Source organism: Sphingomonas kyeonggiensis (assembly GCF_030812785.1).
In the GTDB taxonomy this organism is placed as follows: domain Bacteria; phylum Pseudomonadota; class Alphaproteobacteria; order Sphingomonadales; family Sphingomonadaceae; genus Sphingomonas; species Sphingomonas kyeonggiensis_B.
In genome coordinates, this window is the sequence record NZ_JAUSTJ010000003.1 from 461,662 (window position 1) to 488,455 (window position 26,794).

10 protein-coding genes are annotated in these 26,794 nt (G+C 68.6%); 4 read left to right on the plus strand and 6 right to left on the minus strand.

What is annotated here, in order from left to right; all coding sequences use genetic code 11:
• The first annotated feature begins 13 nt into the window (after nt 1–13).
• Entirely contained in the window at nt 14–2,056 is a 2,043-nt protein-coding gene (locus tag J2W22_RS19930; RefSeq protein ID WP_307120024.1) for an MGH1-like glycoside hydrolase domain-containing protein, read from the plus strand.
• 2 nt (nt 2,057–2,058) lie between these two features.
• Here the strand turns inward: J2W22_RS19930 and J2W22_RS19935 are convergent, their stop codons facing one another.
• The 6 genes from J2W22_RS19935 to J2W22_RS19960 all read right to left on the minus strand — a co-directional run bounded on the left by J2W22_RS19935 (nt 2,059) and on the right by J2W22_RS19960 (nt 10,210).
• Entirely contained in the window at nt 2,059–2,856 is a 798-nt protein-coding gene (locus J2W22_RS19935; protein ID WP_307120025.1) for a MetQ/NlpA family ABC transporter substrate-binding protein, read from the minus strand.
• Nucleotides 2,857–2,864: 8 nt separating this feature from the next.
• A complete protein-coding gene (locus tag J2W22_RS19940) occupies nt 2,865–3,530 on the minus strand; it encodes a methionine ABC transporter permease (protein WP_307120026.1) in 666 nt (221 codons plus the stop codon).
• The gene (locus tag J2W22_RS19945) at nt 3,527–4,492 is read right to left on the minus strand and encodes a methionine ABC transporter ATP-binding protein (protein WP_307120027.1); all 966 of its coding nucleotides are present in this window, start codon (nt 4,490–4,492) and stop codon (nt 3,527–3,529) included. Before J2W22_RS19945 ends, J2W22_RS19940 begins: the two co-directional genes overlap by 4 nt.
• Before the next feature lie 359 nt (nt 4,493–4,851).
• Nucleotides 4,852–5,781 (minus strand): alpha/beta hydrolase, encoded by a 930-nt coding sequence (locus J2W22_RS19950; RefSeq protein ID WP_307120028.1) that lies wholly within the window; start codon nt 5,779–5,781, stop codon nt 4,852–4,854.
• 5 nt (nt 5,782–5,786) lie between these two features.
• Entirely contained in the window at nt 5,787–8,870 is a 3,084-nt protein-coding gene (locus J2W22_RS19955; protein WP_307120029.1) for a TonB-dependent receptor domain-containing protein, read from the minus strand.
• The gene (locus tag J2W22_RS19960) at nt 8,867–10,210 is read right to left on the minus strand and encodes a dicarboxylate/amino acid:cation symporter (RefSeq protein WP_307120030.1); all 1,344 of its coding nucleotides are present in this window, start codon (nt 10,208–10,210) and stop codon (nt 8,867–8,869) included. The genes J2W22_RS19955 and J2W22_RS19960 overlap by 4 nt, the downstream gene beginning before the upstream one ends.
• A 216-nt stretch (nt 10,211–10,426) precedes the next feature.
• On the opposite strand from J2W22_RS19960, the gene J2W22_RS19965 reads away from it, so the two are divergent.
• The 3 genes from J2W22_RS19965 to J2W22_RS19975 all read left to right on the plus strand — a co-directional run bounded on the left by J2W22_RS19965 (nt 10,427) and on the right by J2W22_RS19975 (nt 26,778).
• Entirely contained in the window at nt 10,427–12,211 is a 1,785-nt protein-coding gene (locus J2W22_RS19965) for a sensor histidine kinase (protein ID WP_307120031.1), read from the plus strand.
• Nucleotides 12,208–13,551: a sigma-54-dependent transcriptional regulator gene (locus tag J2W22_RS19970; RefSeq protein WP_307120032.1), complete on the plus strand. Its 1,344-nt coding sequence runs from the start codon at nt 12,208–12,210 to the stop codon at nt 13,549–13,551. Before J2W22_RS19965 ends, J2W22_RS19970 begins: the two co-directional genes overlap by 4 nt.
• A gap of 183 nt (nt 13,552–13,734) precedes the next feature.
• The gene (locus J2W22_RS19975; RefSeq protein WP_307120033.1) at nt 13,735–26,778 is read left to right on the plus strand and encodes a hypothetical protein; all 13,044 of its coding nucleotides are present in this window, start codon (nt 13,735–13,737) and stop codon (nt 26,776–26,778) included.
• Nucleotides 26,779–26,794 lie beyond the last annotated feature (16 nt).

Below are 26,794 nucleotides of genomic sequence, written 5' to 3' on the forward strand. Positions count from 1 at the left end.
ATCCCCCTCTCCGATGGGGCGCCGGTTCCGGCTCGCCTCGCGGGCGCTGCTGCCATGGCTATTGGCGGCGGCGCCTGCGCTCGTTTCGGCGGCGAGCGCCGCGCCACGGCTGGATGCGCCGGCGATCCTGGCCAGCCGCTACGGCAATGACGCGGCCTGGTATGCGGACCGCATCCCGCTGTTCGAGAGCTCGGACGCGAAGCTCGACACGGTCTATTATTATCGCTGGGCGATATACCGCGCGCATCAGCGCGACCTTGGCGACAAGGGCTATATCACCACCGAATTCTTCGACGATGTCGGCTGGCAGCGCGAGCCCTATGCCAGCCTGAACGACGCGACCGGCTTCCACCTCTATGAGGGTCGCTGGCTGCGCGATCGCCGCTTCGCCGACGACTATATCCGCTTCCTCTATGACGAGGGCGGCAACGACCGCCATTTCAGCGAGGCGATCGCCGATGCGGTCTGGGCGCGCTATCTGGTCGATGGCGACCGGGAAGGGGCGCTGCGACACTTGCCGGCGATGCGCCATATCTACGGCCTGTGGGACGACCGCTTCGACTTCGCCAAGGGGCTCTACTGGATCGAGCCGCTGCTCGATGCGACCGAATATACCGTCTCCTCGATCGACGCCTCGGGCGGCAAGGACGGGTTTCGCGGCGGCGATGCCTTCCGCCCGTCGATCAACAGCTACATGTTCGCCAATGCCCGCGCGATCTCCCAGCTATCGGCGCTGGCCGGGGACGAGGCTACCGCGCGCGACTATGCCGCCCGGGCCGAACGGCTGAAGCAGCGGGTGGCAGAGGATCTGTGGAGCGCCCCGCTCGGCCATTTCATCGACCGCTACAAGGTCGACAACGAGCATGTGAAATATTGGACGCCGATCCGTGCCCGCGAGCTGGTCGGCTATCTGCCCTGGGCGTTCGGCATGCTCGACGACTGGGCGGAGTTCACCGGCGCCTGGACGCATCTGATCTCGGCGCAGGGCTTTGCCGGCGCGGCGGGCATGCGCACGGTCGAGCCCAGCTACCAATATTACATGCGCCAATATCGCTACGACACGCCGACCGGCGGGCGCGAATGCCAGTGGAACGGCCCCGCCTGGCCGTTTCAGACCACCCAGGCGCTGATGGGGCTGGCGCGGCTGCTCCAGCACGGCGCCCCGCAATCGGTGATCGGGCGCGGCGATTACCTCCGCCTGCTGCGCCAATATGCCCAGCTCCATTATCAGGGTGACCGGCTCGATCTCGAGGAGGATTATGATCCCGATAGCGGCAAGCCGATCGTTGGGCTGGCGCGCAGCCATCATTATTTCCACAGCGGGTTCGGCGATCTCGTCATCACCGGGCTGGCCGGCATCGAGCCCTCAGCGGACGACACGCTCACCCTCGACCCGCTGATCCCGGCCGGCGCGCACGGCCCCGAACGTATCCGCTATTTCGCGTTGCAGGACCTGCCCTATCACGGGCACCTCGTCTCGGTCTTCTATGACGAGGACGGCACGCGATACCGCGAGGGGCGGGGACTGCGCCTCTATGTCGATGGGGTGCTTGCCGGCAGTCGCGACACGCTCGGCAAGCTGAGTGCCGCGATCGCGCCGCGTGCCAATGCCCCGATCGTGCGCCCGATAAACCGTGCGACCAACCTCGTGCGCTCGGCCTATCCTCGTGCCGAGGCGTCCAGCGGTGCCGAACCCGAGCGGCTGCACGACGCGATCGACGGACGCGTCTCCTTCTTCCCGGAACTGCCCAATGGGTGGGACTCCGCGTCGGACGCGGCGGAGCAATGGTTCGCCGTGGATTTCGGCGCGCCGGTCCGGCTCACCGGTGCCGAGCTGTCCTTCTTCGCCGGCGAGGAGTTCGCCGCGCCGCGCGACTATCGGCTCGAATATCTGCGCGACGGCAAATGGCTTCCGGTCGCCGCCCGTTTCACCGGCAAGGGCGACAATGGCGTCGCCTCCGCTTCCTTCGGGCCGGTCACCGCCGGGAAGCTTCGCGTCGTGATGCGGAAGCTTCCCGGCAAACGGATCCGGCTGGTCGAACTGAAGGCGTTCTGAGGTCAGAAGGCGGGCAGCACCGCCCCGTCATATTTGCGCGCGATGAACGCCTTCACCTCGGGGCTGCGCAGCGCCGCGACCAGCTTCTGCACGCGCGGATCGCTCTTCGCGCTTTCCAGGCCCACCACGAAGTTCACATAGGGGCTGTCCTTGTCCTCGATCGCCAGCGCGTCGCGGGTCGGGTTCAGCTTGGCGTCGAGCGCATAGTTGGTGTTGATCATCGCCAGGTCGACCTGGTCCAGCACGCGCGGCAGCGTCGCTGCCTCGATCTCGCGGAACTTCAGGTTCTTGCGGTTCTCGACGATGTCCTTGGGCGTGGCGATCGCGCTCTTGGGATCGAGCAGGGTGATCAGCCCGGCCTTGGCGAGCAGCTGCAGCGCCCGGCCGCCATTGCTCGGCTCGTTGGGGATGGCGACGGTCGCGCCCTCGGGCAGCTCGGCGAGCGACTTCCACTTGCGCGAATAGGCGCCGAACGGCTCGACATGCACGCCGGCGATCGTCACCAGATGGCTGCCCTTGGCCTTGTTGTACTCGTCCAGATAGGGCTTGGTCTCGAAATAGCTGACCGGGATCCGCCCTTCCTCGACCTGGACGTTGGGCTGGACATAGTCGTTGAACACCCGGACATCGAGCTTCAGGCCCTGCTTGGCCAGCGCCGGCTTCACGAACTCCAGGATCTCGGCATGCGGCACGGCGGTCGCCGCAACGACAAGCGTACCCGGATCGTCGGTCTTGGCCGTCTTGCCGCAGCTGGCGAGCGCAAAGGCGGCGAGGGCGGTGAGGAGGAGGCGGCGTTGCATGGTCATTCCTATCGGCGCGTGAAGTGGCGGACGAGGCGGTCTCCCACCATCTGGAGAAACTGGACGAGGACGAGCAGCAGCACGACAGTGACTAGCATCACGTCGGTCTGGAAGCGCTGATAGCCGAAGCGGATGGCCAGATCGCCCAGGCCGCCGGCGCCGACCGCACCCGCCATCGCGGTGAACGAGACGAGCGCGATCGCGGTCACCGTCGCCGCCGCGATGATCCCGGGCAGCGCCTCGGGCAGCAGCGCGCGGAACACCAGGTCGCGCGTCGTCGCGCCCATCGCCTGCACCGCCTCGATCGTGTTGCGGTCGACTTCGCGCAGCGCGGTTTCGACCAGCCGGGCGAAGAAGGGCGCGGCGCCCACCACCAGCGGCGGGATCGCGCCGGCCACGCCGAGCGAGGTGCCGACCAGCAGCACGGTCAGCGGGATCATCACGATCAGCAGGATGATGAACGGCACCGAGCGCAGCAGGTTGACCACCAGCGCCAGCACGCCGCTCACCGCACGGTTCTGCCACACCTGGCCCGGGCTGGTCAGGAACAGCAGCACGCCGAGCGGCAGGCCGAGCAGGATGGTCAGCAGCAGCGAGCCGCCGAGCATCGCCAGCGTGTCGAGACAGGCCTGGCCGATCTCGCTCCAGTCGACATTGGCGAACCAGCCGCTCATTCGGAAACCTCCCCATGCTGGCGGAGCGCGGCGAGCGCCGCCACGGTGTCGCCGCCGGCCAGGCCCAGGGTCAGCTGGCCGAAGCTGGCATCCTTGAACCGCCCGATCCGCCCGTCGAGGATGGCGAAGTCGGTGCCGGTCTCGCGGGCGATGCGGGTCAGCACCGGCTGCAGGATCGCATCGCCGCGCAGGGTGAGCCGGACGATCGGGCCGTCGAACGCGATCGGGCCATGGTCGCCCCCTTCATCGAGCATCGCGCGGGTTTCCGCGGCCTTGGGATCGAGGAACACCTGCGCGACGCTGCCCGTCTCGACCACGCGCCCGGCATGGAGCACCGCGACCCGGTCGCACACCTGGCGGACGACTTCCATCTCATGGGTGATCAGCACGATGGTCAGCCCCAGCTCGCGGTTGAGGTCGGCGATCAGCGCCAGGATGCTGCGGGTCGTCTCCGGATCGAGCGCGCTCGTCGCCTCGTCGCACAGCAGGATGTCCGGGCCGGTGGCGAGCGCGCGGGCGATGCCGACGCGCTGCTTCTGCCCGCCCGAAAGCTGGGCGGGATATTTGGCGCCGTGATCGGCCAGCCCGACCCGGGCGAGCAGCTCGGGCACCCGCTCGGCGATCCGCGCCTTGTCGGCGCCGGCGATCCGCAAGGGGAGGGCGACATTGTCGAACACGGTGCGCGAACTGAGCAGCCCGAAATTCTGGAAGATCATGCCCACCCGCCGGCGCAGCGTCCGCAGGCCCTCGCCCGACAGGCTGGCGACATCGGTGCCGTCGATCGCGACGCTGCCGGTGCTCGGCCGTTCGAGCCCGTTGAGCAGCCGCACCAGCGTCGACTTGCCGGCGCCCGAGCGGCCGATGATCCCGAACACCTCGCCGCGCGCGACTTCCAGGTCGACGCCGGCCAGTGCGGCATGGCCGTTGGCAAAGGCCTTGTGGACGTTCTCCAGCCGGATCATGCGGCGATCCCCCGCGCCGGGCACGGCGGCAGGAAGCAGGCAGGATGCTCGGCGAGCGGGGCGGGACAGGTCATGGCATTCCGGTAGGGGAGTCGGGGCGGGAGGGCAAACCGCCAGGATAGCGGCCCTTCGCCCGAACGCGCCAGAGATGAGCTTTAGCGCCCCATAGCCGAAGTTGCTTTGTAAAGCATACTTATTTGATAGGAATTGTGCGTGTGCTGACGAAGCCGGTTGCCGCTCTCCCGGTTTCGTCGCGACCCGAGCAAGGAGTATCCCCTCCCCCCCGGCTCAGGCTCTTGGCCGCGCTCCTGTCCTGGGGAGCGCGGCCATTTTTTCATGCGATGGAGATCGGATGCGCCTTACTTCCCCGCGGGGATCAACTGGTGCGAGCGCAGCCAGTTGAGGAACAACTCCGGCCATTGCGACACCAGCGTGCCCGGCTTGCCCGCGCCCCAGCTGTGCCCGCCCTTCTCGAAGACGTGCATCTCCACCGGCCGTCCGGCGGCGCGCATCGCGGCGAACATGCGCAGGCTGTGCTCGACATTGGCGATCGGATCGTCGGCGGCGTGCGCCAGGAACACCGGCGGCGTCTCAGGGCCGACCTGCGCCTCGACCGAGTAGAAGTCGCGATAGTCGGGCAGGGTCGAGAGCTTCTTGCGCGTCTGGGTCGTGTCGATCGGCGGGCGCATCGATACGACGGGATAGATCATCCCGGCAAAGGCGGGGGCGGCGCTGAGCTTGTCCGCCTCGTCGATCGCCGGATAGAAATCATGCCCACCCTGCGTGGCCATCATCCCCGCAAGGTGGCCGCCGGCCGACATGCCGACCACGCCGATCCGCGCGGGATCGAGTCCCCAGCGCTTGGCGCCGGCCTTGAGCAGGCGGAGCGTGCGCTGGGCGTCCTGGAAGGGCGCATCGGCATTCCAGCCATCGCCGGGCAGACGGTAATAGAGGATCACCGGGGTGATGCCGGCGGCGGCGAGCTTCTCCGCGACATCCTTGGCCGAGCCGATCTGGATGCGGAAATAGCCGCCGCCGCCGAGCAGCAGTGCCGCCGCGCCATTGGGATGGGCGGGGCGATAGACTTCGTAGCGCGGCTCCGAGATGTTCGAGTACGACCCCGTCTGTCCGCCCTCGTTGCCGACCTTCTCGGGCCCCGAGGGCTTGCCGAAGCCGGGCGCCTTGCCCGGCCACACGGCATAGACTTCGGGCTTGCCGAGCCCGTCCTGGGCGAGGGCGGGTGTGGCCGCGACGAAGATCGCGGCCACGAGGGAGAGGAGCAGGCGCATCGGGATCAGAACCTCTTGCCGATCGTCATGTAGAGATAGCGGCCATAGGGGCTGTAGAGCGAGCCCAGATAGCCGTCCGCAGTGATCGGGGGCTGCTTGTCGAAGATGTTGCGCGCGCCGAGGCGGATGCGCGTGTCGTCGAGGATGCCGCCCTTGAACCGATACTGGACGTAGAGATTGTAGGTGGTCTGCCCGTCGAGCTTGTACGGGTTGCCGTTCGAATCGAGGAAGTTCGTGTCGTAGACCGAGCTGATATAGTTGCTGAACGCGCCGACCTGCCAGCCGTCGAGCGACCAGGTGAGCGATCCGGTGACGCGCCACTTGGGCTTGCCGCGCTGCTGGATCAGGTTGCTCGCATCGGTGAGCGGGGTGGCGACGTCGATGTCGCCGGCCGAACGCGCGTCGAACAGCTCCTGCACCGCCGGCGGCGTATCGCGCGAGAACTTGGTCAGCCGCGCGCCGTTCAGCGCGAAGTCGAACTTACCGATGCCGGTACGGACATTGTAGAGCAGCGCCAGGTCGATGCCCTGCACCGTCTGCGGCAGCAGGTTGACGAACTGGTCGTTGATCCGGGTCACCGCGCCGGCCGGGGCAAGGCCGCTGCCGTTGAAGAAGGTCACGTCGTCGGCATTGGCTGCGGCGCGCACCACGTTCGGATTGCTCGATCCCTGCATGCGCAGCAGATAGTCGAGCACCAGCGCGTTCTGCGGCCCGAACTGGCCGACGATGCCGGTCTGCTGGATCGACCAGAAATCGGCGGTGAGGGTCAGCCGGCCGGCGCTTTCGGGAATGAACTTGGGCTGGATCACCGTGCCCACCGACCAGTTGGTGCTGGTTTCGGGCTTCAGGTCCGGATTGCCGCTGACGAAGATCGAATAGCTGCTGCTCCGGCCGCAATTGGCCATGCTGGCGATCGCGCCCTTCGCCAGGTCGACGGCGCAACGATAGAAATCGTTGTTCGAGCCGAGGCGCGAATAGGCGACGGTGTTGGTCTGCTCGAGGTTCGGCGCGCGGAAGCCCTGCGACCAGGAACCACGGATTCGAAATCCGTCTACCAGGTCCCAGGCTGCGGCGACCTTGGGCTTCGCTACCGAGCCGAAATCGCTGTAATGCTCGTAGCGGCCGGCCAGCTGGACGTCGAGGCGATGGATCAGCGGCACGTGCATATCGGGCGAGACCACCGGCACGGCGAGCTCGGCAAAGGCCGAGAAGACGGTGCGGGCGCCCTTGCTGCTCGGCGTCGGGCTGACCGCGGCGACGTTGGAGAGGTTGGTCTCGCCGGTCACCATGTCGACGAAGCCGATCTCGCCGTTGAGATTGGGATCGCGATCGTCGCGCTGCGTCTCGCGGCGGCCCTCGATGCCGAAGGCGACGCCCAGGTTGCCGCCGGGCAGGGCGAGCAGCCGGCTGTTGGATACCTTGAAGTCGGCAAGGGCGAGGGTGGTCTTGGACCGACGCTTCAGGTCGAACTGGAAGGAGTCGATCGTCGTGGCCGAGGCGGGCGAGCAGTCGCCGAGGCTCGGCGTCGCCGCGCAACCGCCGCTGAACGGGTTGTACGCATCGGGCGTCGACAGCGCGAGGTTCTGCTGCAGCTTGGTCATGTTGATGGCATTGGAGACGTCGGTCGCCTGCGCCGCCGAATAGAGGATCGCGCTGTCGAAATCGAAGCTGCCGATCTGGCCCTTGAGCCCGCCCAGGAAGCGCGACTGCCAGTTGGTGACGTTCACCGTCTGCATGCCGGCATCGACGAAGCGATAGGTCGACAGGCGCACGGCCAGGCCGGCGGCGGGCACGTTGGTCAGGCCCGGGATACGGTTCGGGTTCGCCTGGCCATTGGCGAAGACCGCGCGGCCGAACGGATTCCAATAGTTGGAGGCCGGGACGACGATCGCGTTGAGGTTGATCGTCGGCGGCTGGATGCGGGTGGTCTCGGCATAATAGAAGCCCGCCTCGCCATAGACGGTCAGGCTGTCCGAGATGTCGTAATGCGCGCTGGCGAAGCTGTTGTAGCGGTCGATGCTCGGCGACACCGTGGTGCCGGGGCGCGTGTCGAAGCGCTCGTTGCGCAGCGTCGAGGCGGTGGCGCGGGTGCCGCTGCCCAGGCAGGTATCGGCATTGATCGCGACAAGGCAGCCCGGATTGGCGCTCGACTGGGTGTGGAAGGCGCCGGCCGAGGAGGTGAGCGCCTGGTTGCCCGGGCTGCGGCGGATCGTGCCGGGACCGTTGACCACCGCCAGGTTCGCCCAGGGCGACTGGGTGGCGCGGCCGTCGGCGGTCAGGTTGCCGGCAAAGGCGGGATCGTCGGCGAAATAGGACATGAGGTTGTCCGTCGCCGTATAGGGCTGGTCCTCGGCCAGCTGCGCGGTGCGGTGGGTATAGTCCACGTACAGCGAGATATTGCCGCGGCCGTCGGCGAAGTTGTCGCCGACCGTGCCGGTCACCTGGAACTCGCGGCGATGCGTGCCCTCGGCGCCGCCATAGCGGAAGTCGAGCGAGCCGCCGTTGATATTGTCCTTGGTCACCGTGTTGACCACGCCGGCCACCGCGTCCGAGCCATAGATGGCGGCGGCGCCGTCGCGCAGGATCTCGAGCCGCTGGATGCCCGCGACCGGCAGCGAATTGGCGTTGTAGCCGAGCACCGGCACGTTGCCGTCGCCGGCCTGGCTGGTCGGGTGGTTGACCAGGCGGCGGCCGTTGAGCAGCACCAGTGTGTTGCCCACGCCCAGGTTGCGCAGGTTGATCGAGTTGACGTCGCCGCGCGCCGCGTTGCTGGTCTGCGGGTTGTTCGCCTCGTTGAAGGCCACGTCGCCGGCCTGCGGGATCGATCGGAACAGCTCGTCGCCCGAAAGCGCGCCGGTCGCGTCGATCTGGTTGGCGTCGATCACCGAGACGGGCAGGGCGGCGGTGGTGCTCGCGCCCTTGATCTGGGTACCGACCACGACGATCTCGTCGGTCTTCTCGCTGCCTTCCTGCGCCGCCGGGGCGTCCTGCGGGGCGGCGGGAACCTCCTGCGCGTGCGCCTGTGCGATCATCAGCACGCTCAGCGCGCTGCCTGCGGCCAAGGCGATCTGCCTGTAGCTCTTGTTCATGCCCTCTCTCCCTGCTCCATTTGTTCTAGGTCTTCTGGTTTTGAAAATGTGCGACCCGAGAGCGCCGCATCGAGTGCTTCGCGATCGAGCTTGTTTTCCCAGCGTGCGACGACGATCGCCGCCACTGCGTTTCCGACGAAATTGGTGAGGCTGCGGCATTCGCTCATGAAGCGGTCGACGCCGAGGATCAGCGTCATGCCCGCCACCGGCACGCTCGGCACGATCGACAGCGTCGCCGCCAGCGTGATGAAGCCGGCGCCGGTGACGCCCGCCGCGCCCTTGGAGCTGAGCATCGAGACGAGGACGAGCAGGATCTGCTCCTCCCAGCTCAGGTGCACGCCGCAGGCCTGGGCGATGAACAAGGCCGCCAGCGTCATGTAGATGTTGGTGCCGTCCAGGTTGAACGAATAGCCGGTCGGCACGACCAGCCCGACCACGCCCTTTTCGCAGCCGGCGCCTTCCAGCTTGGCCATCAGGCTGGGCAGGGCGGCTTCCGAGGAAGAGGTGCCGAGCACCAGCAGCAGCTCGGCCTTGAGATAGGCGATCAGCCGCAGGATCGAGAAGCCGTGCAGCCGGGCGACGATGCCGAGGATCACCAGCACGAAGAACAGCGATGTCGCGTAGAAGGTCGCGACCAGCGTGCCAAGGTTGATCAGGCTGGAGGCGCCATACTTGCCGATGGTGAAGGCCATCGCGCCGAACGCGCCGATCGGGGCCACGCGCATCAGGATGCCGACGATGCGGAACACGACCAGCGCGAGCCGCTCGACCAGGTCGAGCAGCGGTTCGGCCGGCTTGCCGACCAGCACCATCGCGATGCCGAACAGCACGGCGACGAACAGGGTCTGGAGGATCGATCCCTCGGTCAGCGCCGAGGCAAGGGTGGTGGGAATGATCCCCATCAGGAAGCCGGTGACCGTGGTCTCGTGCGCCTGGTGGGCATAGCCGGCGACCGCGCCGGCATCGAGCGTGCGCGGATCGATGTTCATCCCCGCGCCCGGCTGGACGACATTGGCGACGATCAGGCCGAGGATCAGCGCGAGGGTGGAGAAGAACAGGAAATAGCCGAACGCCTTGGCGGCGACGCGGCCGACCGAGCCGAGCTCGCGCATGCCGGCGATGCCGCTGACCACGGTGAGGAAGATCACCGGTGCGATCACCATCTTCACCAGCTTGATGAAGCCTTCGCCGAGTGGCTTGAACGCCTCGCCCGTCGCCGGCCAGAAATGGCCGATCGTCACGCCGAGCGCGATCGCCACCAGCACCTGGAAATAAAGGTGCCGGTAAAAGGGCTTGCGCGCAGCGATGGGCTGCCCGTCGGGAATCGACTGGATGATCATACTCTCCTCTGTCGCGCCCGGTTGGCGCGGCGACCTCTTGTGCTGGGGCCTTGGTCGTGCACCATATCCCTCTCGTCGAGGCCCTCCAGTGCTTCGCTTGCTGTTGGATAAGTATTTGATATTCATGCTTTCATTCGGAAACGGCGTCGGAGCGGCCGCGCAAAACCGTGTGAAATTCCGCGCGGTTTTTTCCGAAATGTGCGAAAAACCGCACAAATGAGGATTCGCGCCCTTCTCGGCCGCCGGCGCCTGCTGCTCGCGTGCACGATGATCGCCACGATAGCGCTGCTCGCCTGGACGGGCAGCCGCTGGGCGACCGGCCAGGCGCGCGCCTCGGCCGACGCGGTGGCGCAGCAGACCGCCCGCGCGCATGTCGGCCTGCTCAACAGCGAGCTGCAGAAGTTCCGCCTGTTGCCGCTCGTGCTGAGCGAGAATCCAGAGATCGCGCCAGCGCTGCGCGGCGGCGATCCGGTCGCCGAGCGTCGCCTCAACGCCACGCTCGAGCTGCTCGCCGCCCGCACCGACGCCGCCGCGATCTATGTCATCAACCGCGGCGGGCGGACCGTCGCCGCGAGCAACTGGCGCCAGCCGACCAGCTTTGTCGGCCAGCTCTACGGCTTCCGCCCCTATTTCCGCGACGCGATGGAGCGCGGCGGCTCGGAGCTGTTCGCGCTCGGCACGATCAGCGGCCGGCCGGGCCTTTATCTGGCGCGCCGCGTCGACCGTGACGGCCAGGCGCTCGGCGTCGTCGTGGTCAAGGTCGAGTTCGACGATGTCGAGGCCGCCTGGGCGCGGGTGCCGGGGATCACCGTGGTCACCGACGCGCATGGCGTCATCCTGGTCACGTCGGTGCCGGCCTGGCGCTTCCAGACGACCCGCGCGCTCGATGCCGCCACGCTGGCCGATGCCCGCCGCACGCTGCAGTTCGGCGCGCGGCCGCCCCGGCGCGCTCCGGTGTCGATCGACGGCACCGATGCGAAGGTCGATGCCCGCGGCAAGGCGCAGCGCTATCGCGCCGTCTCGGAGCCCGCGCCGCTGTCCGGCGCGCATCTCGTCCATCTCGCACCGCTCGAACCGCCGCTCGCCGCCGCGCGCACCCAGGCGCTGCTGATCGCGATCGCGATCCTGCTCGCCGCCGGCATGCTGCTCGGCCTGGCGCTGCGCTCGGCGGAGAAGCGCCGCCTCCAGCGCCATCACCAGGCGCGGCTGGAAGCCGAGGTCGAGCGCCGCACCGCCGAGCTGCGCGACGCCAATGCCCGGCTGATCGTCGAGTCCGAGGAGCGGATCGAGGCCGATCGCCGCTATCGCGCCGCGCGTGAGGAACTGGCCCAGGCCAGCCGGCTCGGCTCGCTCGGCCAGATCACTGCGGGCGTGGCGCACGAGATCAACCAGCCGGTCGCGGCGATCCGCACCTTTGCCGAGAATGCCGCGACCTTCCTCGACCGCGCCGCACCCGACAAGGCCGGCGCGAACCTGAAGCAGATCGTCTCGCTGACCGAGCGGATCGGGACGATCACCTCGGAACTGCGCGCCTTCGCCCGGCGCAAGACGCCGGGCAAGGGCAGCGCCGAGCTCGGCTCGGTGCTCGACGGCGCGCTGTTGCTGCTCGGCGAGCGCGCGCGCGGCGTGGTGACGCTCAAAATGGCCCGGGCGCTGCGCCAGGTCGTCGTCCGGGGTGACCGGATCCGGCTCGAGCAGATCCTGATCAACCTGCTCCAGAACGCGCTCGACGCGGTGCAGGGGACGAAGGAGGGGCGGATCGTCGTCGAGGGCGTGCGCCAGGGCGACACGGTGCGCCTCTCGGTGATCGACAATGGACCGGGCGTGCCGGCGGAGATCGCCGACACGCTATTCACGCCCTTCACCTCGGCCAAGGAAGGCGGGCTCGGGCTGGGGCTCGCCATCGCCCGCGACATCGCCCGCGAGTTCGGCGGCGACATCGCCCATGTGCCGGCACCGGGCGGCGGCGCGGCCTTCCACCTCTCGTTGAAGGCCGCATGATGTTCGCCCCCGACAACGCCAGCGTGATGTTCGTCGAGGATGACGAGCAGCTGCGCCTCGCCACGGTTCAGACGCTCGAGCTGGCGGGGCTGAACGTGCTGCCGTTCGACCGTGCCGCGCCGGCGCTGGCGCGGCTGGCGCCGGACTTTCCCGGCGTGGTCGTATCCGACATCCGCATGCCGGGCATGGACGGGCTCGAGCTGCTCGGCCGGATCCGGGCGATCGATGCCGATATCCCCGTGCTGCTCGTCACCGGGCACGGCGATGTGCCGATGGCGGTCTCCGCGCTGCACGACGGCGCGTTCGACTTCATCCCCAAGCCCTTCGCGGCCGAGCGGCTGCTCATCGCGGTGCGGCGGGCGCTCGACCGGCGCGCGCTGGTCATGGAGAACCGCCGCCTCCGGGCTGCGGCCGCCGCGGTGGCGCAGGAGGAAAGCCCGCTGATCGGCGAGAGCCCGGCGATCGTGCGGCTGCGGGCGATGATCGGCCAGCTCGGCGAGACCGATGTCGACATCCTGCTCGAAGGCGAGACCGGCACGGGCAAGGAGCTGGTCGCGCGGATGCTCCACCGGAGCAGCAGGCGGCGCGGCAAGCCCTTCGTCGCGGTCAACTGCGCGGCGCTGCCCGAGGGGATCGCCGAGATCGAGCTGTTCGGCCACGCCGCCGACAGCGTGCCGCACACCAGGCTGTCGCGCGTCGGGCGCATCGCCTCGTCGAGCGGAGGCACGCTGCTGCTCGACGAGATCGATTCGATGCCGCTGGCGATGCAGGCGCGGCTGCTTCGCGTGCTGGAGGAGCGCGAAGTGCAGCCGATCGGGGCGGAGCGTCCCGAGGCGGTCGACCTCAGGGTGATCGCCACGGCCAAGGAGGATGTCGGCAGGGCGGTCGCCGAGGGGCGGTTCCGGGCCGACCTCTATTACCGGCTGGCGACGATGCGGCTGCGCGTGCCGGCGCTGCGCGAATGCGGCGGCGACGTGTTCCTGCTGTTCGCCGCGTTCATCGAGGAGGCGAAGCAGCAGCTTGGCGTCGGCGAGGTCGCGCTCGATGCGGGAACGCACGCCCATCTCGCCGGCCATCCCTGGCCGGGCAATGCCCGCGAGCTGCGCAACTTTGCCTTCGAGGTCGCGTCCGGCCGCAGCGTCGAAGCCCAGGCCGGGGCGGGGCAGGACCTGCCGACGCGCCTTGCCAGGTTCGAGGAGAATCTGATCCGGGACGCGCTGCGGCGGCATGGCGGGCGTGTGGCGCGGGCGCTGGACGAGCTCGGCGTGCCCCGCAAGACGCTGTACGACAAGATCGCCCGGCTGGGCATCGACCTGGCCGAGCTGCGGCGACCGGACTAACCTAGATTAAGATGTGCTGCTGTCCCGTAACGGGAGGGCGTCTTCCTTTGCGACATCCATCCAAATCGGTGGAACATCGGTTCAACGGCTATCCGGCGAACATGCTCTAAGGGATTTCCCCTATCGCCCACGGCGTTGCGTGTTCCTTGCACCTGGGCGCTTACATTCTTCGGGGGTTTCCAGATGGTTGGTCGTGGTAACGGCGTGGGTACGTCGCGTGGTTCGGTGCGCGTGGGTCGTGAGGCGCTACTGCGCAAGGCACTGCTCGGATCGACCGCGCTGATCGGCATCACGCTGGCAACGCCGGCGCTGGCCCAGTCGACCAGCCCCGCGGGCGGCGGCACGATCTCGGGCTCGGGCACCTATACCGACGATACCGCGACCAATGGCGGCGTGATGGTGGACAACACCCAGAGCTCCGGCGTCACCATGACCGGCGTCACGATCAACAACACCACCGGCAACCCCAATGGCAGCGCCTACCGGCAGAACGCCGCCGGCGGTCAGAGCGCGGTCCTTTACACCGCAGGCGCCAACTCGCTGCGCAGCGACCAGAACGGCGCGGCGCTGTTCATGCAGGCTGGCGGCGGCAACCTGACCTGGGCGATCGGCCAGACCGACACCAGCTCGACCACCGACCTGAACGCGACCTTCGGCGCCTATCTGGTCGCCACCGGCTTCATCAACGTCGTCGATTTCGGCACGGTCAGCAGCCTGCGCAACGTCACCGGCATCAGCGGCGACACCGGCATCTATGCGACCTCCACCACCTCGACGGTGAACCTGTCGCTCAAGGCGCCGACGATTTCGGGCTTCGCCACCGGCATCAACGCCCTGTCCGCCACGGGCGCGAATGTCACCACCACGGGCGGCACGATCAGCACGCTTGCCAACGGCACCGGCATCGCCGCTTCGGCCAGCAACGCCAGTGCCGGCGTTACCGTCTCGTCGGGCTCCGCGATCACCACCAGCGGCACCGGCATCGGCATCAACGTCACGTCGAGCAACACGGCCAACAGCGTCACGACCACGACCGGCGGCACGATCAACGGCGGCAGCGTCGGCATCCAGATGAAGTCGGCGCAGTCCGGGCAAACGAACACGGTGACGGTTGGCGCCGCGATTGGCAATTCGACCCGCCCGAGCGCGGGCGTCCTGTTCAACACCGCCGGCGCGATCGGTGGGATCAACACCGTCTACGCCAATGCGGATATCCTGGCGGGCAATGGCAGCTACGCGATCGGATCGGGCTGGATCAACACCGACCTGGTCGTGAACGTTGCATCCGGCGTCACGGTATCGAGCCAGGGCAGCAGCGCGATCGGCGCCGGCCATGACGTCACCATCGTCAACAACGGCACGATCAGCGCGACCGCCGCCGGCGGCACCGGTGTGCGCAATTCGCAGGGTCCCTCGACGGTCACCGTGACCAACAACGGGACGATGACCGCCGGCAGCGTCGTCGTCTGGGGCGCGGCGACGACCAACATCACCAACTCGGGCATCATCACCGCGACGAACAATTCGGCGATCATCTCGGGCCGCGGCGGCACGATCACCAACAACAGCAGCGGCATCATCACCGGCGGCTCGGCCGCCAATGGCTGGGCGATCCGCTTCGACAGCAGCGCCTTCTCGCCGGGCCAGACGATCAACAGCGACGGCCAGATCACCGGCGGCGGCGCCGGCGCGATCAGGATCGATGCGACCACCGCCTCGACGCTCAACCTCAACGCCCCCTCCTATACGACCGGCCTGATCAGCGTCCTCGGCACCGGCGCGACCACCGTCAACCTCGCCGGCACGCTTGTCGGCGACTATGACGGCAGCGGCTCCACCGGCGCCCAGAACTTCCGGCTCGGCGCGAACGGATCGATGCAGAGCGCGGATTTCGGCTCGGGCAACGACACCTTCACCTGGGCCGGCGGCGCCTTCAGCGGCACGATCGACGGCGGCGCGGGCACCGACATCTTCGCGGTGGATGTCGGCTCGTCGACCAACAAGACGCTCAATCTCACCACCGACTTCGCCAACCTCACCAATTTCGACGCCTACAGCCTGCTCAGCGGCAACCTGACCCTGACCGGCAGCCGCAACGGCGGCGCGGGCTGGACCGTGGCGGGCGGCAACGCGACGACCTTCATCCTCAACGGCGCGCTGACCAACATCGCCGGCGTCGGCGTCACGCTGACCACGCCGGACCTGATGTTCGTCCAGTCGGGCGCGCAGCTGAGCGCGACGGGCGACGTCATCTATTCGAGCGGCAACGGCAACAACATCCAGAACAGCGGCACGATCACCTCGGGCACCGGCGCGTCCTCGGCCATCGCGATCGGCAGCGGCACGGTCGATAACTACGGCACGATCACCTATGCCGCCGGCGGCTCGATCACGACGCAGGGCAACGGCGTCCTCGCCAGCAGCAACCAGCTCAGCCTCAGCAACCACACCGGCGCGACCCTCATCGGTCGCTGGGACGGCGCGCGCGCCAACAACGGCGCCTATGTCGTCAATGACGGTCTGATCCAGGGCGACCGCTTCGCGGGCGTCGAAATCACCGGCACCAGCGTCGTGGAGAACAACAGCACCGGCCGCATCTATGGCGCGACCGGCGAAGGCGCGGGCCTGCTGATCAACAACGGCGCGGTGCAGGTCACCAATGCCGGCCAGATCGTCGGCGCGGGCACCGCCGGCATCTATAATGCCGGCAGCGGCCTGCTCAGCCTCAGCAACTCGGGCACGATCGGCACCGGCACGCTCGACGGCTCGAACAACTATGTCCAGGGCGGCACCACCACGGCAATCCGCACCGGTACCGCCAACATCACCAATACGGGCTCGATCCGGGGCGCATCGGGCGGCATCGCTGCCACCGGCGCGCTGACCCTCGTCAACATCGGCATGGTCAACGGCGTCGGCACCGGCACGCTGGCCCTCAATGCCGTCGATGTCGGCGGTGTCGCGAGCATCCTCAATGCCGGCACCATCAGCGAAGGGACGAACTTCGCGATCAGCGCCACCGGCGGCGGCACCGTCACCAATGCGGTGGGCGCCTCGCTCGGCGGCGGCAGCGACGCGACGAACGGCTATGCGGTGTTCCTGAACGGCGGCACGACCTTCAACAATTACGGCCAGGCGGGCAGCGGGACCGGCGGCACCGTGCTGACCGGCAGCACCGGCGGCACGATCAATCTGTTCGCCGGCTCGGCCAGCGGCCGGATCACCGGCGGCAGCGGCAACGACACGCTGGCGATCTACACCGGCCAGACCAACGCGAGCGCGGTCACGCAGGGCTATACCAACGCCGTGACCGGCTCGGCCGGCACCGTGACGCTGCAGAACAGCGGCGCGCTGGCGGCGGCGACCTATGGCGCGATCGACCTGGGCGGCGGCAGCGACACGCTGCAGCTGCGCGGCACCGGCACCGGCGCGTCGCAGGGCATCTTCTCGCTCGCCACCTCGACCGGCGCCGAGACGATCACCAAGCTCGACAGCGGCACCTGGGTGCTCTCCGGTGCGGCAGCGGTGCCGGGCATCACCGTCAATTCCAATGGCGGCACCCTGCTGTTCCAGGGCACCAGCGGCATCGGCACGATCAACGCGAATGGTGGCATCGTGCTCGCCAACGGCGCCGGCGCGTTCGGCAGCGCGGTCGTCCACCTGCTCTCGTCGAACGTCCAGTTCGGCGCATCGGGCGCCTATGCGAACAACTTCGTGCTCGACGTTCCGGCGGTGCTGAACGGCCAGCCGGCGGTGTTCGAGAACCTGTTCGGCGGCAACGCCATCCTGAGCGGCAGCATCACCTCGGGCAGCGGCACCAACGCCGCCGGCCAGGCGATCGGCGCGTCGCAGGCGGTTACCTTCGCCGGCATCGGCGGCAGCCTGTTCAACCTGACCGGCACCGGCAACAGCTGGACCGGCATCACGACGATCAACTCGGGCGTTACCGTGCGCGGCTCGACCAGCGCGATCTCGGGCAGCAGCATCACCAACAACGGCACGCTCACCTATGCCCAGTCGGGTGCCAGCTCGAGCGGCAAGGTGATCTCGGGCAGCGGCGCGCTGCGCGTGGAGAGCGGCCAGGTCACGCTGACCGGGTTCAACACCTATACCGGCGGCACCACGGTCGCCGGCGGCACCCTCCAGGTCGGCGATGGCGCCGCCAGCGGGCGCATCGCCGGCGCGATCACCGTCGATGCGGGCGGCACCCTGGTGTTCAACCGCACCGACAATTACGACTTCACCAGCGCGATCAGCGGCGCGGGCAACGTCCAGGCGCTCGGCACGGTCTCGCTGAGCGGCGCGATCACCACCACCGGCAACCTCACCGTGGATTCGGCCACCGGCGGCCAGGTCACGCTGACCGGCGCGCGCAGCGGCGCGGCTGTCTCCGCCGTGACGCTGGCGGGCGTAGGCAACGTCCTGCGCGTCGGCCTCTCCGGCTCGGTCGCGGGCGGCCAGTATGTCGGCGTGCGCCTCGGCGGCACCAATGACGGCGTCGACAATTTCGGCGCCATCACCAACATCGGCACCGGCGGCGACAATGGCTATGGCGCCGCGATCGCGGTGGTCGCCACCACCGGCACCAGCACGATCAACAACGGCTCGGCGAGCAACTCGACCGCGACGATCAGCGGCCAGAATGCCGGCATCAACCATGTCGCCTCGGGCGGCGTCGTCGCCACCGGCGCGTTGAACGTGAACAACTACGGCCTGATCGCCGGCAATCTCTACAACGCGATCGAGAACCAGGGCGGCTCGGGCAACCTCTCGATCAACAACTATGCCACCGGCCGCATCGTCGGCCAGGGCAATGCCGGCGGCGGCAACGGCATCGGCATGGGCGGCGTGGGCACGCTCGGCCTGGACAATGCCGGCCTGATCGTCGGCCGCTCCAACGGCATCGCGACCGGCGGCTCGGTCGCGATCACCAACCGCGGCACGATCGCCACCGGCACGCTCTCGGGCGGCACCACCGGCACGCTCACCGCCGGCGGCGGTACCGGCATCCAGGCCATGGGCGGCACGATCACCAACCAGGCCGGCGGCGTGATCCAGGGTTCGTTCCTGAACGGCAGCGGCACCGACACCAACGCGATCAGCTCGTTCGCGGCGACCACCGTCAACAATTCCGGCCAGATCCTCGGCGCGTCGCTCGGCTCGACCTCGACCGCACGCGCCAACGGCGTCTACATCGGCAGCGGCCTCGGCACGGTGACCAACAATGCCACCGGCCTGATCACCGGCAGCTGGGACGGCGTCTATCTCGCCAGCGGCGGCTCGGTGACCAACACGGGCACGATCTCCGGCTACAGCGTCAACGGCATCGAAGGCGCCGGCACCGTCACCAACAATGCCGGTGGCCGTATCTTCGGCGGCGGCGTGGGCGTGAAGCTGGCCGCAGGCGGCACGGTGAACAACAGCGGCCTGATCGCCGCGGCGACCTATGACTCCCTGGCCAACACCTACACCGCAAGCACCGGCATCGGCGTGTCGCTCACCTCGGGCACGGTCATCAACCAGTATACCGGGACGATCACCGGCGCGACCGGCGTCAGCGCGACTGGCACGCTGACCTTCAACAACAGCGGCGGCACGATCATCGCGAGCACCAATGCCGGCGTGAACGTCGCGGGCACCAGCAGCCAGCTCTACAACTCCGGCACCCTCACCGGCGGCAGCAACGCCACCCAGGGCTATGGCGTACGCTTCACCAGCACCTCGACCGGCAGCTTCAACAACCAGACCAACGGCCTGGTCAGCGGCGGCACCGGCGGCGTCCTGGTCGGCGCTGCCTCCGGCGTAGGCATCGACAATGGCGGCGCCATCGTCGGCCTCGACAGCGGCAGCCGCGGCATCTACTTCTCGAGCGGCAGCGCCATCGTCACCAACCAGGCGGACGGCACGATCGTCGGCCAGGGCTGGGGCATCCAAGTCGCCACCACCGCGAATATCAACAATAGCGGCTTCATCGGCTCGGGCACACTCTCGGGCGGCACCACCGGCACCTTCACGGTGAACGGCACCGGCAACGGCGTCGTCTTCAACGGCGGCTATCTCAACAACGGCAGCGGCGCGACGATCGTCGGCGGCAATTACGGCGTCGCCTCGGGAGGCACCACTGCGGCGAACATCGGCAATTCCGGCACGATCACCGGCGGCGCCTATGCGATCTACCTGACCGGCACCAACGCCGACACGGTCAACCTCTACGCCGGCTCGACAACCAACGGCGCGATCGCGCTCGGCGGCGGCGACGATACGCTCAACTGGTATGGCGGCAGCTTCACCAGCATCAATGGCGAGGGCGGCAACGACCGGTTCGCCGCGAGCATCTCCGCCCCGACGACGCTCGACCTCTCCACCATCACGGGCTTCGAACAGCACAGCCTGAACGGTGGCGACACGCTGACGCTGACCGGCACCCAGACGCCGACTGATGGCGGCTGGACCGTGACCGGCAGCAACCTGGCGCTCGGCGGCACCGCGAAACTCGAGATGACCGGCACGGGGGTGACGCTCGTCAACGCCAGCGCAAGCCTGACCGTCAGCGCCGGCGGCCAGCTGATCGCACACGACGACTATGGCGTCGCCGCGTACGCCGGCGGCAGCGTGACCAATGCCGGCCTCATCAAGTCGACCGGCGGCTTTGACGGCGTGATCACCAATGGCGGCACCGTCGACAACCAGGCCGGCGGCCGGATCATCGCGGCGGGCAACGGCGTCACGCTGCAGGCCTATGGCACCACCCTCACCAATGCCGGTGTCATCGCCGGCCAGACCAATGGCGTGGTGGGCAGCGACGACTATCAGACGCTGACCAACACGGGCGTCATCGTCGCGGGCACCGCCGGCGACAACGCCACCGCATATTGGCAGACCAATGCCAACCTCAGCACCGGCGACGGCGTCCGCTTCACCGCGGGCGGCTCGGTCACCAACGTCGGTGGCTATGTCAACGGCAACACCACCGGCATCATCGTCGGCGGCGCCAATGGCGTGACCATCTCGGGCGGCGCGGCGACGATCGAGAACTCGGGCACGCTTCAGGGCAATAGCGGCTACGGCATCTCGATCGACACCGCCGGCGGCGTGACCTCGACGATCACCAATCGCAATGGCGGCGCGCTCGTCGGCGGCACCGCCGCGGCGCTGCTCTCGGGCGACGGCACGGTCAACATGACCAACGAGTACGGCTCGTACATGTACGGCAGCATCGTCTCGACCGGCAACGGCACCCGCAACATCGACCTGTCGGGCGTCGTCTATGGCGACTATGACGCGACCTCGGGCGCGGGCGTCGACAATGTCACCCTCCGCTCGGGCACGATCACCAACGTCAACCTGGGCGATGGCGACGACACGTTCGTCTATATCGGCGGCAATATCACCGGCATGGTCGATGGCGGTGCCGGCCGCGACATGCTGTTTGCCGATTTCGGCGCCGGCACGAGCTACGATGTCAGCCTCGCCAATTTCTCGAACTTCGAGGGCTTCGGCCTCACCTCGGGCGACGTCACCCTCACCGGCACTGGCACGAATACCGGCCAGGCGATCTATGCCGGCTATAACGGCAACCCGGCGGGCACGATCACCTTCCAGGACACGGGCGACCTGACCGGCGACATCTATGTCAATGGCGGCTCGATCCGCGCGAACACCGCGGGCGCCTTCGGCTCGGGCACGATCCACATGATCGACCCGACCGCGACGTTCGGCGCGACCGGCACCTATGCCAACAACATCTCGCTCGAAGTCGTCACCCCGTCCTCGGCGAATCCTTCGACCCTCAATACCACCGCCGGCGTGATCGCCACGCTCACCGGCGCGATCACCACCGGCACCGGCGCGGGCGTCGATCCGGACCAGCAGCTGGTGATCGGCGGGCAAGGGACGATCATCCTCGCCAATGCCGCGAACAGCTGGAGCGGCACGACGATCGTCAATGCCAGCGCGACGCTCCAGGGCACGAGCGAGACCATCTCGGGCAGCGCCATCACCGCGCAGGGCACGCTCGCCTATGTGCAGCCGGGCTCGGGTACCGTCGGGCAGAACATCACCGGCGGCGGCCTGGTCACGGTCTCGGGCCTCGCTGCAGGCGAAGCGCTCACCTTCGGCGGCGCCAGCACGGTGGCGGGCGGCATCAAGGTGCTGGACGGCTCGGCCGTCATCAACAGCGGCACGCTCGCCGCGACGGGCGGCACCAGCATCACCCTGACCAATGGCGGTTCGTTCACCAATGACGGCACCGTCACCGGCGAGGTGCGCGGCACCGGCGCAGCGGCGACCAGCGTGACCAACAACGCCACGATCAACGGCACGGTCTACAATGCCGGCACTGCGACGATGACTGTTGCCAACCAGGCCGGGGGCCTGATCAACGGCGGCAGCTATGCCGTCTATGCGAGCGGCGGGCTGGCGCTTACCAATGGCGCCGGGTCGACGATCCAGGGCGATCTGGCGGTGGTCGCCCATGACGGCGCCCAGATCACCAATGCCGGTACCATCCGCAGCACGGGCACCGACTTCGCGATCGGCCTGCTCTCGGGCGGCACGATCCTGAACTCGGGCAGCATCGAGGGCGGCTCCAGCACGACCGACGGCTGGGGCGTCAACTCGACCGGCACGCTCGTCTTCACCAACCAGGCCGGCGGCATGATCGGCGGCGCAAAGGGCGCGATCCTCAGCTTCGGCGGCGCGACGATCGACCTGCAGGCGGGTTCGACGACCAATGGCGCGATCCAGGTGGTCGGCAGTGACGCCGCCAGCGTGACGGTTGCCGGCAACTATACCGGCATCATCGGCCTCGGTGCCGGCGACGACACGCTGACGCTGGACAGCGGCGCCACGATCGGCGCGGGCTCGATGTTCAACGGCAATGGCGGTAGCGACGCGCTGGTGTTGACCGGCACCGGCAATGCCAGCCTCGACATCGGCACGACGCTCAACTTCGAGACCCGCGCGATGAACGGCACGGGCGTGTGGACGCTCACCGGCAGCGACGGTTCGAACGGCGCCTGGCAGATCAATTCGGGCACGCTTGCGGCCTCGGGCGGCTCCGCGATCGGCAACGGCGCGCTGGTCACCATCGCGGCACCGGGCACGCTCCAGCTGCTCGCCAGCGAGCAGGTCGGCAACATCGCCGGCAGCGGCGCCATCCAGCTCGGCGCGAACGCGCTGATGCTCGGCGGCGGCACCAGCAGCAGCTTCGACGGCACGATCTCGGGCACCGGCAGCCTCGCCATCTTCGGCGGTACCAGCCTGACGCTCACCGGCGCCCAGGCCTATACCGGCGTCACCCAGGTCGGCGGCACGCTGACCCTTGCGGGGTCGAACCTGCTGGCCGACGCATCGTCGCTGTCGATCCAGGCCGGCGGCACCGTCGATCTCGGCGCCGGCAACGACACCGTCGCCGAGGTGACGATCGCCGGCACGCTGAACGGCACCGGCACGCTCACCACGACGGGCTACGCCTTCCTGACCGGCGGCATCGCCAATGCCAATCTGGCCGGCGACGCGCTGTTCCAGGATGCCGGCACCTCGACGCTGAACGGCACCGCGGCCTTCTCCACGGTCTCGATCCGCGGCGGCACGCTCGCGCTCGGCGCCTCGAACCGGCTGGCGGACAACGCCCAGCTCGGCATCCTCGCCGGGGCGGCACTCGATCTGGGCGCGTACAGCGACACGATCGGCACCGGCGTGGTCTTCGGCACGGTCAACGGCACGGGCACGCTCACCGCGAACCTGCTCCAGCTGAACGGTGCGACGATCAGCGCGAACCTGGGCGGTTCGGTGATGAATATCGGCGGCACCTCGGTGCTGAACGGCACCGCTTCGGGCAATGTCGAAGTGGGGGCGGGCACGCTGGTGCTCGGCGCGGCGAACCGCCTTGCCGACACCGCCACGGTGCTGATCGACGGTGGCGCGACCCTCGATATCGGTGCGTTCAACGACACCGTTGGCATCGCGGCGATCGGCGGCACGCTGGCCGGCAGCGGCACGCTGACCGCCGGCGAGTATCAGCTCGGTGCCGCGACGGTGAACGCCAACCTGGGCGCGGGCATTGTGTACAACCTCGCCGGTACCTCGACGCTGAACGGCACCGCCGCGGGCGACGTCTCGGTCCAGGGCGGCACGCTGGTGCTCGGCGCGGCGAACCGTCTTGCCGACAATGCCACGGTGGCGGTCGCCTCGGGCGCCACGCTGGATATCGGCGGGTTCAGCGACACGATTGGCGCGCTCGCGCTGCTCGGCACGCTGAACGGTTCCGGCACGCTGACGGCAGGCCAGTACCAGCTCACCGGCGCGGTGGTGAACGCCAATCTCGGCACGGGCACGCTGGAGAATCTGGCGGGCGTCTCGACGCTCAACGGCACCGCGGCGGGCAATGTCCTGGTCAGCGGCGGCACGCTCAGGCTGGCTGCGGCCGAGCACCTGGCGGACACCGCCACGCTGGCCGTCGCCACGGGCGCCACGCTCGATCTCGGCGCGAACGGCGAGACGGTCGCGCTTGCCGGCCTGAATGGCACCCTGGCCGGTACCGGCACGCTCATCGCCGGCGAATACCAGCTGACCGGTGCAACGGTGAACGCCAATCTCGGTGCGGGGACCCTCTACAATCTCGGCGGCACCTCGACCCTGAACGGCACCGCTGCCGGCGATGTCTCGGTCCAGGCCGGCACGCTGGCGCTCGGCGCTTCGAACCGCCTTGCCGACACCGCCGTGGTGGCGGTCGCTTCGGGCGCGACGCTGGACATCGGCGCCTTCAACGACACGGTCGGCGCGCTTGCGCTGCTCGGCACGCTGAATGGCACGGGTACGCTGACGGCCAGCCAGTACCAGCTCACCGGCGCGACGGTGAACGCGAACCTGGGAGCGGGCAGGGTCTTCAACCTTGGCGGCACCTCCACCCTCAACGGCACCGCAGCAGGCGACGTCTCGGTCCAGGCCGGCACGCTGCGCCTCGGTGCGGCCAACCGTATCGCGGACACGGCGGTGCTCGACATCGGCTCCGGTGCGACCTTCGATCTCGGTGCGTTCAACGAGACCGTGGCGCTGGCGGGCATCGGCGGCACGCTGGCCGGCACCGGCACGCTGACGGCTAGCCAGTATCAGCTGAGCGGCGCGACGGTGAATGCGAACCTGGCAGCAGGCACCCTCTTCAGCGTCGGCGGCGTCTCGACGCTGAACGGGACTTCGGCAGCCGGCACCGCTATCGTCCAGGCCGGCACGCTGCGCCTGGGTGCAAGCGAGCGCCTCGCCAACAACGCGGCCGTCGCGATCAACACCAACGCCGTCTTCGACCTGGCGGGCTATACCGAGACGATCGGCAGCCTGTCGAACGGTCCGGGCGGCGGCGGCACCATCGCGCTGGGCAGCGGCAAGCTGGTCCTTTCCGGCAATGCGGACTCGAGCTTCTCGGGCGGCATCACGGGTTCGGGCGTATTCGAGAAGCAGGGCACCGGCCGCCTGAACCTGGCGGGCAACCTGGCGATGACCGGGCGGATCGACCTGACCGCAGGCACGCTTGCCTATGCCGGCACCAGCGCCGGTGGCATGCGTGTCCAGGGCGGCACGCTGATCGGTCAGGCGAGCTTCGCGGGCAACCTCGCGCTGGCTTCGGGCACGCTCTCGCCGGGCGGCCTCGCCACCGGCCTGGTCGGCACCACGATCCAGCCGATCGGCTCGTTCACCGCGGGCAGCCTCAACGTCACCGGCGGCACGCTGGCCTTCGACTTCGGCGGCACGAGCATGAACTTCGCATCGGACAGCATCCGCGTCACCGGTGCGGCGACGCTCTCGGGCGGCACGGTCGCAGTGAACTCGCTTAGCCAGGCGGCGAGCGACTATCGCTTCAACCAGCTCTACACGATCGTCCAGGCGGGAAGCCTGACCGGCACCTTCGGCAACGGCGCGACCTTCACCAATGTCGCGAACAACCCGAACCTGCGCTGGCGCCTGCGCTACGACCTGCTCGCCAATGCGGTCGTCCTGCAGGTGCAGAAGAATGTCGACTTCGCCACCGATGTGCCGGCGGGCTCGGGCAATCTCTCCGCAGTCGCGGGGGCGCTCACCAGTGCCACCACCGGCAATGCCACCGATGAGTTCTCGAACACGCTCAACACGCTGGCGGCGCTCAGCCAAGCCCAGCGGATCGAGGCGTACAAGAGCTTCAGCGGCGAGTCGCTGACCGACATCTCGACGGCGACGATGTCCGCGAACAACCTGTTCGCCGACCTGCTGCGCGACCGTGTCGGCAATGGTGGGGATTCGCTGGTCGGCGGCGGCTTCGGCGACACCAGCCTTTCGCAGGTCCGTTCGACCGCGACGGCGGGCACCGGCTTCGCCAGCCGCCTCGCCAATGCCGATGCGCCGGGCGGCTCGGGCAATGGCGGCGGTATCTGGGGCCAGGCTTACGGCGGCTATCAGAAGCTGCTCGGCGGCGCTGGCCATGTCGGTGTCGAGAACACCACTGCCGGCGTCGCGATGGGCGCCGAGCTGCGGCTGGATGGCTTCACCGCCGGCGTGGCGGGGGGCGTCGCCGAGATCGACGGCGATGTGAATGCGCGCAACTCGACGGTGACCGGCAACCAGTATCAGCTGGGCGGCTATGCCAGCTATGATGCCGGCAGCCTGTTCGTCAGCGCCTCGGGCACCTGGTATTCGGCCGACTTCGACACGAAGCGGACGATTGCGCTCGGCGGCAGCACCAGCCTGGCGACCGGCGACGCGCATGCCGATGGCTATTCCTTCGGCGCCTCGGCCGGCTACCGCGCCGAGCTGGGCGGCGGGCTGCACGCTGCGATCGTCGCCAGCGCCAGCCAGACGCATGACAGCCGCGACGGCTTCACCGAGCGCGCCTCGGGCGGGCTGGGGCTGAGCGTGGCCAAGGCGAGCCGCGACGTCTTCACCGCCACTGGCGAGCTGCGGCTCGCCGCCAAGGTGAAGACCGGCAGTGGCTATGCGATGCCCTGGGTCAGCGCCGGCGTGCGCTACAATACGGGCGACCTCGATAGCCTGGGCAACATGCGCTTCGCCGGCGCACCGACCGGGACCGGCTCGTTCCTGGTCGAGGGCGCGCGGATGGCGCCGGTGCTCGGCACGCTGGGTGTCGGCATCGACGCGCATGCCAGCGACAATGTCCGCCTCGGCATCGCGCTCGAAGCGGCGGCCGGCGACAAGACCCGCGAGGGCCGCGCCTCGGTGCGGGTGAAGATCGGCTTCTAGGAGCCGCGACGCGGCG

Excerpts from the sequence above, each read along its gene's own strand:
- J2W22_RS19930 (WP_307120024.1), top strand. The coding sequence starts at position 14 with ATGGGGCGCCGGTTCCGGCTCGCCTCGCGGGCGCTGCTGCCATGGCTA.
- J2W22_RS19945 (WP_307120027.1), bottom strand. The coding sequence starts at position 4,492 with ATGATCCGGCTGGAGAACGTCCACAAGGCCTTTGCCAACGGCCATGCC.
- J2W22_RS19960 (WP_307120030.1), bottom strand. The coding sequence starts at position 10,210 with ATGATCATCCAGTCGATTCCCGACGGGCAGCCCATCGCTGCGCGCAAG.
- J2W22_RS19950 (WP_307120028.1), bottom strand. The coding sequence starts at position 5,781 with ATGCGCCTGCTCCTCTCCCTCGTGGCCGCGATCTTCGTCGCGGCCACA.
- J2W22_RS19975 (WP_307120033.1), top strand. The coding sequence starts at position 13,735 with ATGGTTGGTCGTGGTAACGGCGTGGGTACGTCGCGTGGTTCGGTGCGC.
- J2W22_RS19940 (WP_307120026.1), bottom strand. The coding sequence starts at position 3,530 with ATGAGCGGCTGGTTCGCCAATGTCGACTGGAGCGAGATCGGCCAGGCC.
- J2W22_RS19970 (WP_307120032.1), top strand. The coding sequence starts at position 12,208 with ATGATGTTCGCCCCCGACAACGCCAGCGTGATGTTCGTCGAGGATGAC.
- J2W22_RS19965 (WP_307120031.1), top strand. The coding sequence starts at position 10,427 with ATGAGGATTCGCGCCCTTCTCGGCCGCCGGCGCCTGCTGCTCGCGTGC.
- J2W22_RS19935 (WP_307120025.1), bottom strand. The coding sequence starts at position 2,856 with ATGCAACGCCGCCTCCTCCTCACCGCCCTCGCCGCCTTTGCGCTCGCC.
- J2W22_RS19955 (WP_307120029.1), bottom strand. The coding sequence starts at position 8,870 with ATGAACAAGAGCTACAGGCAGATCGCCTTGGCCGCAGGCAGCGCGCTG.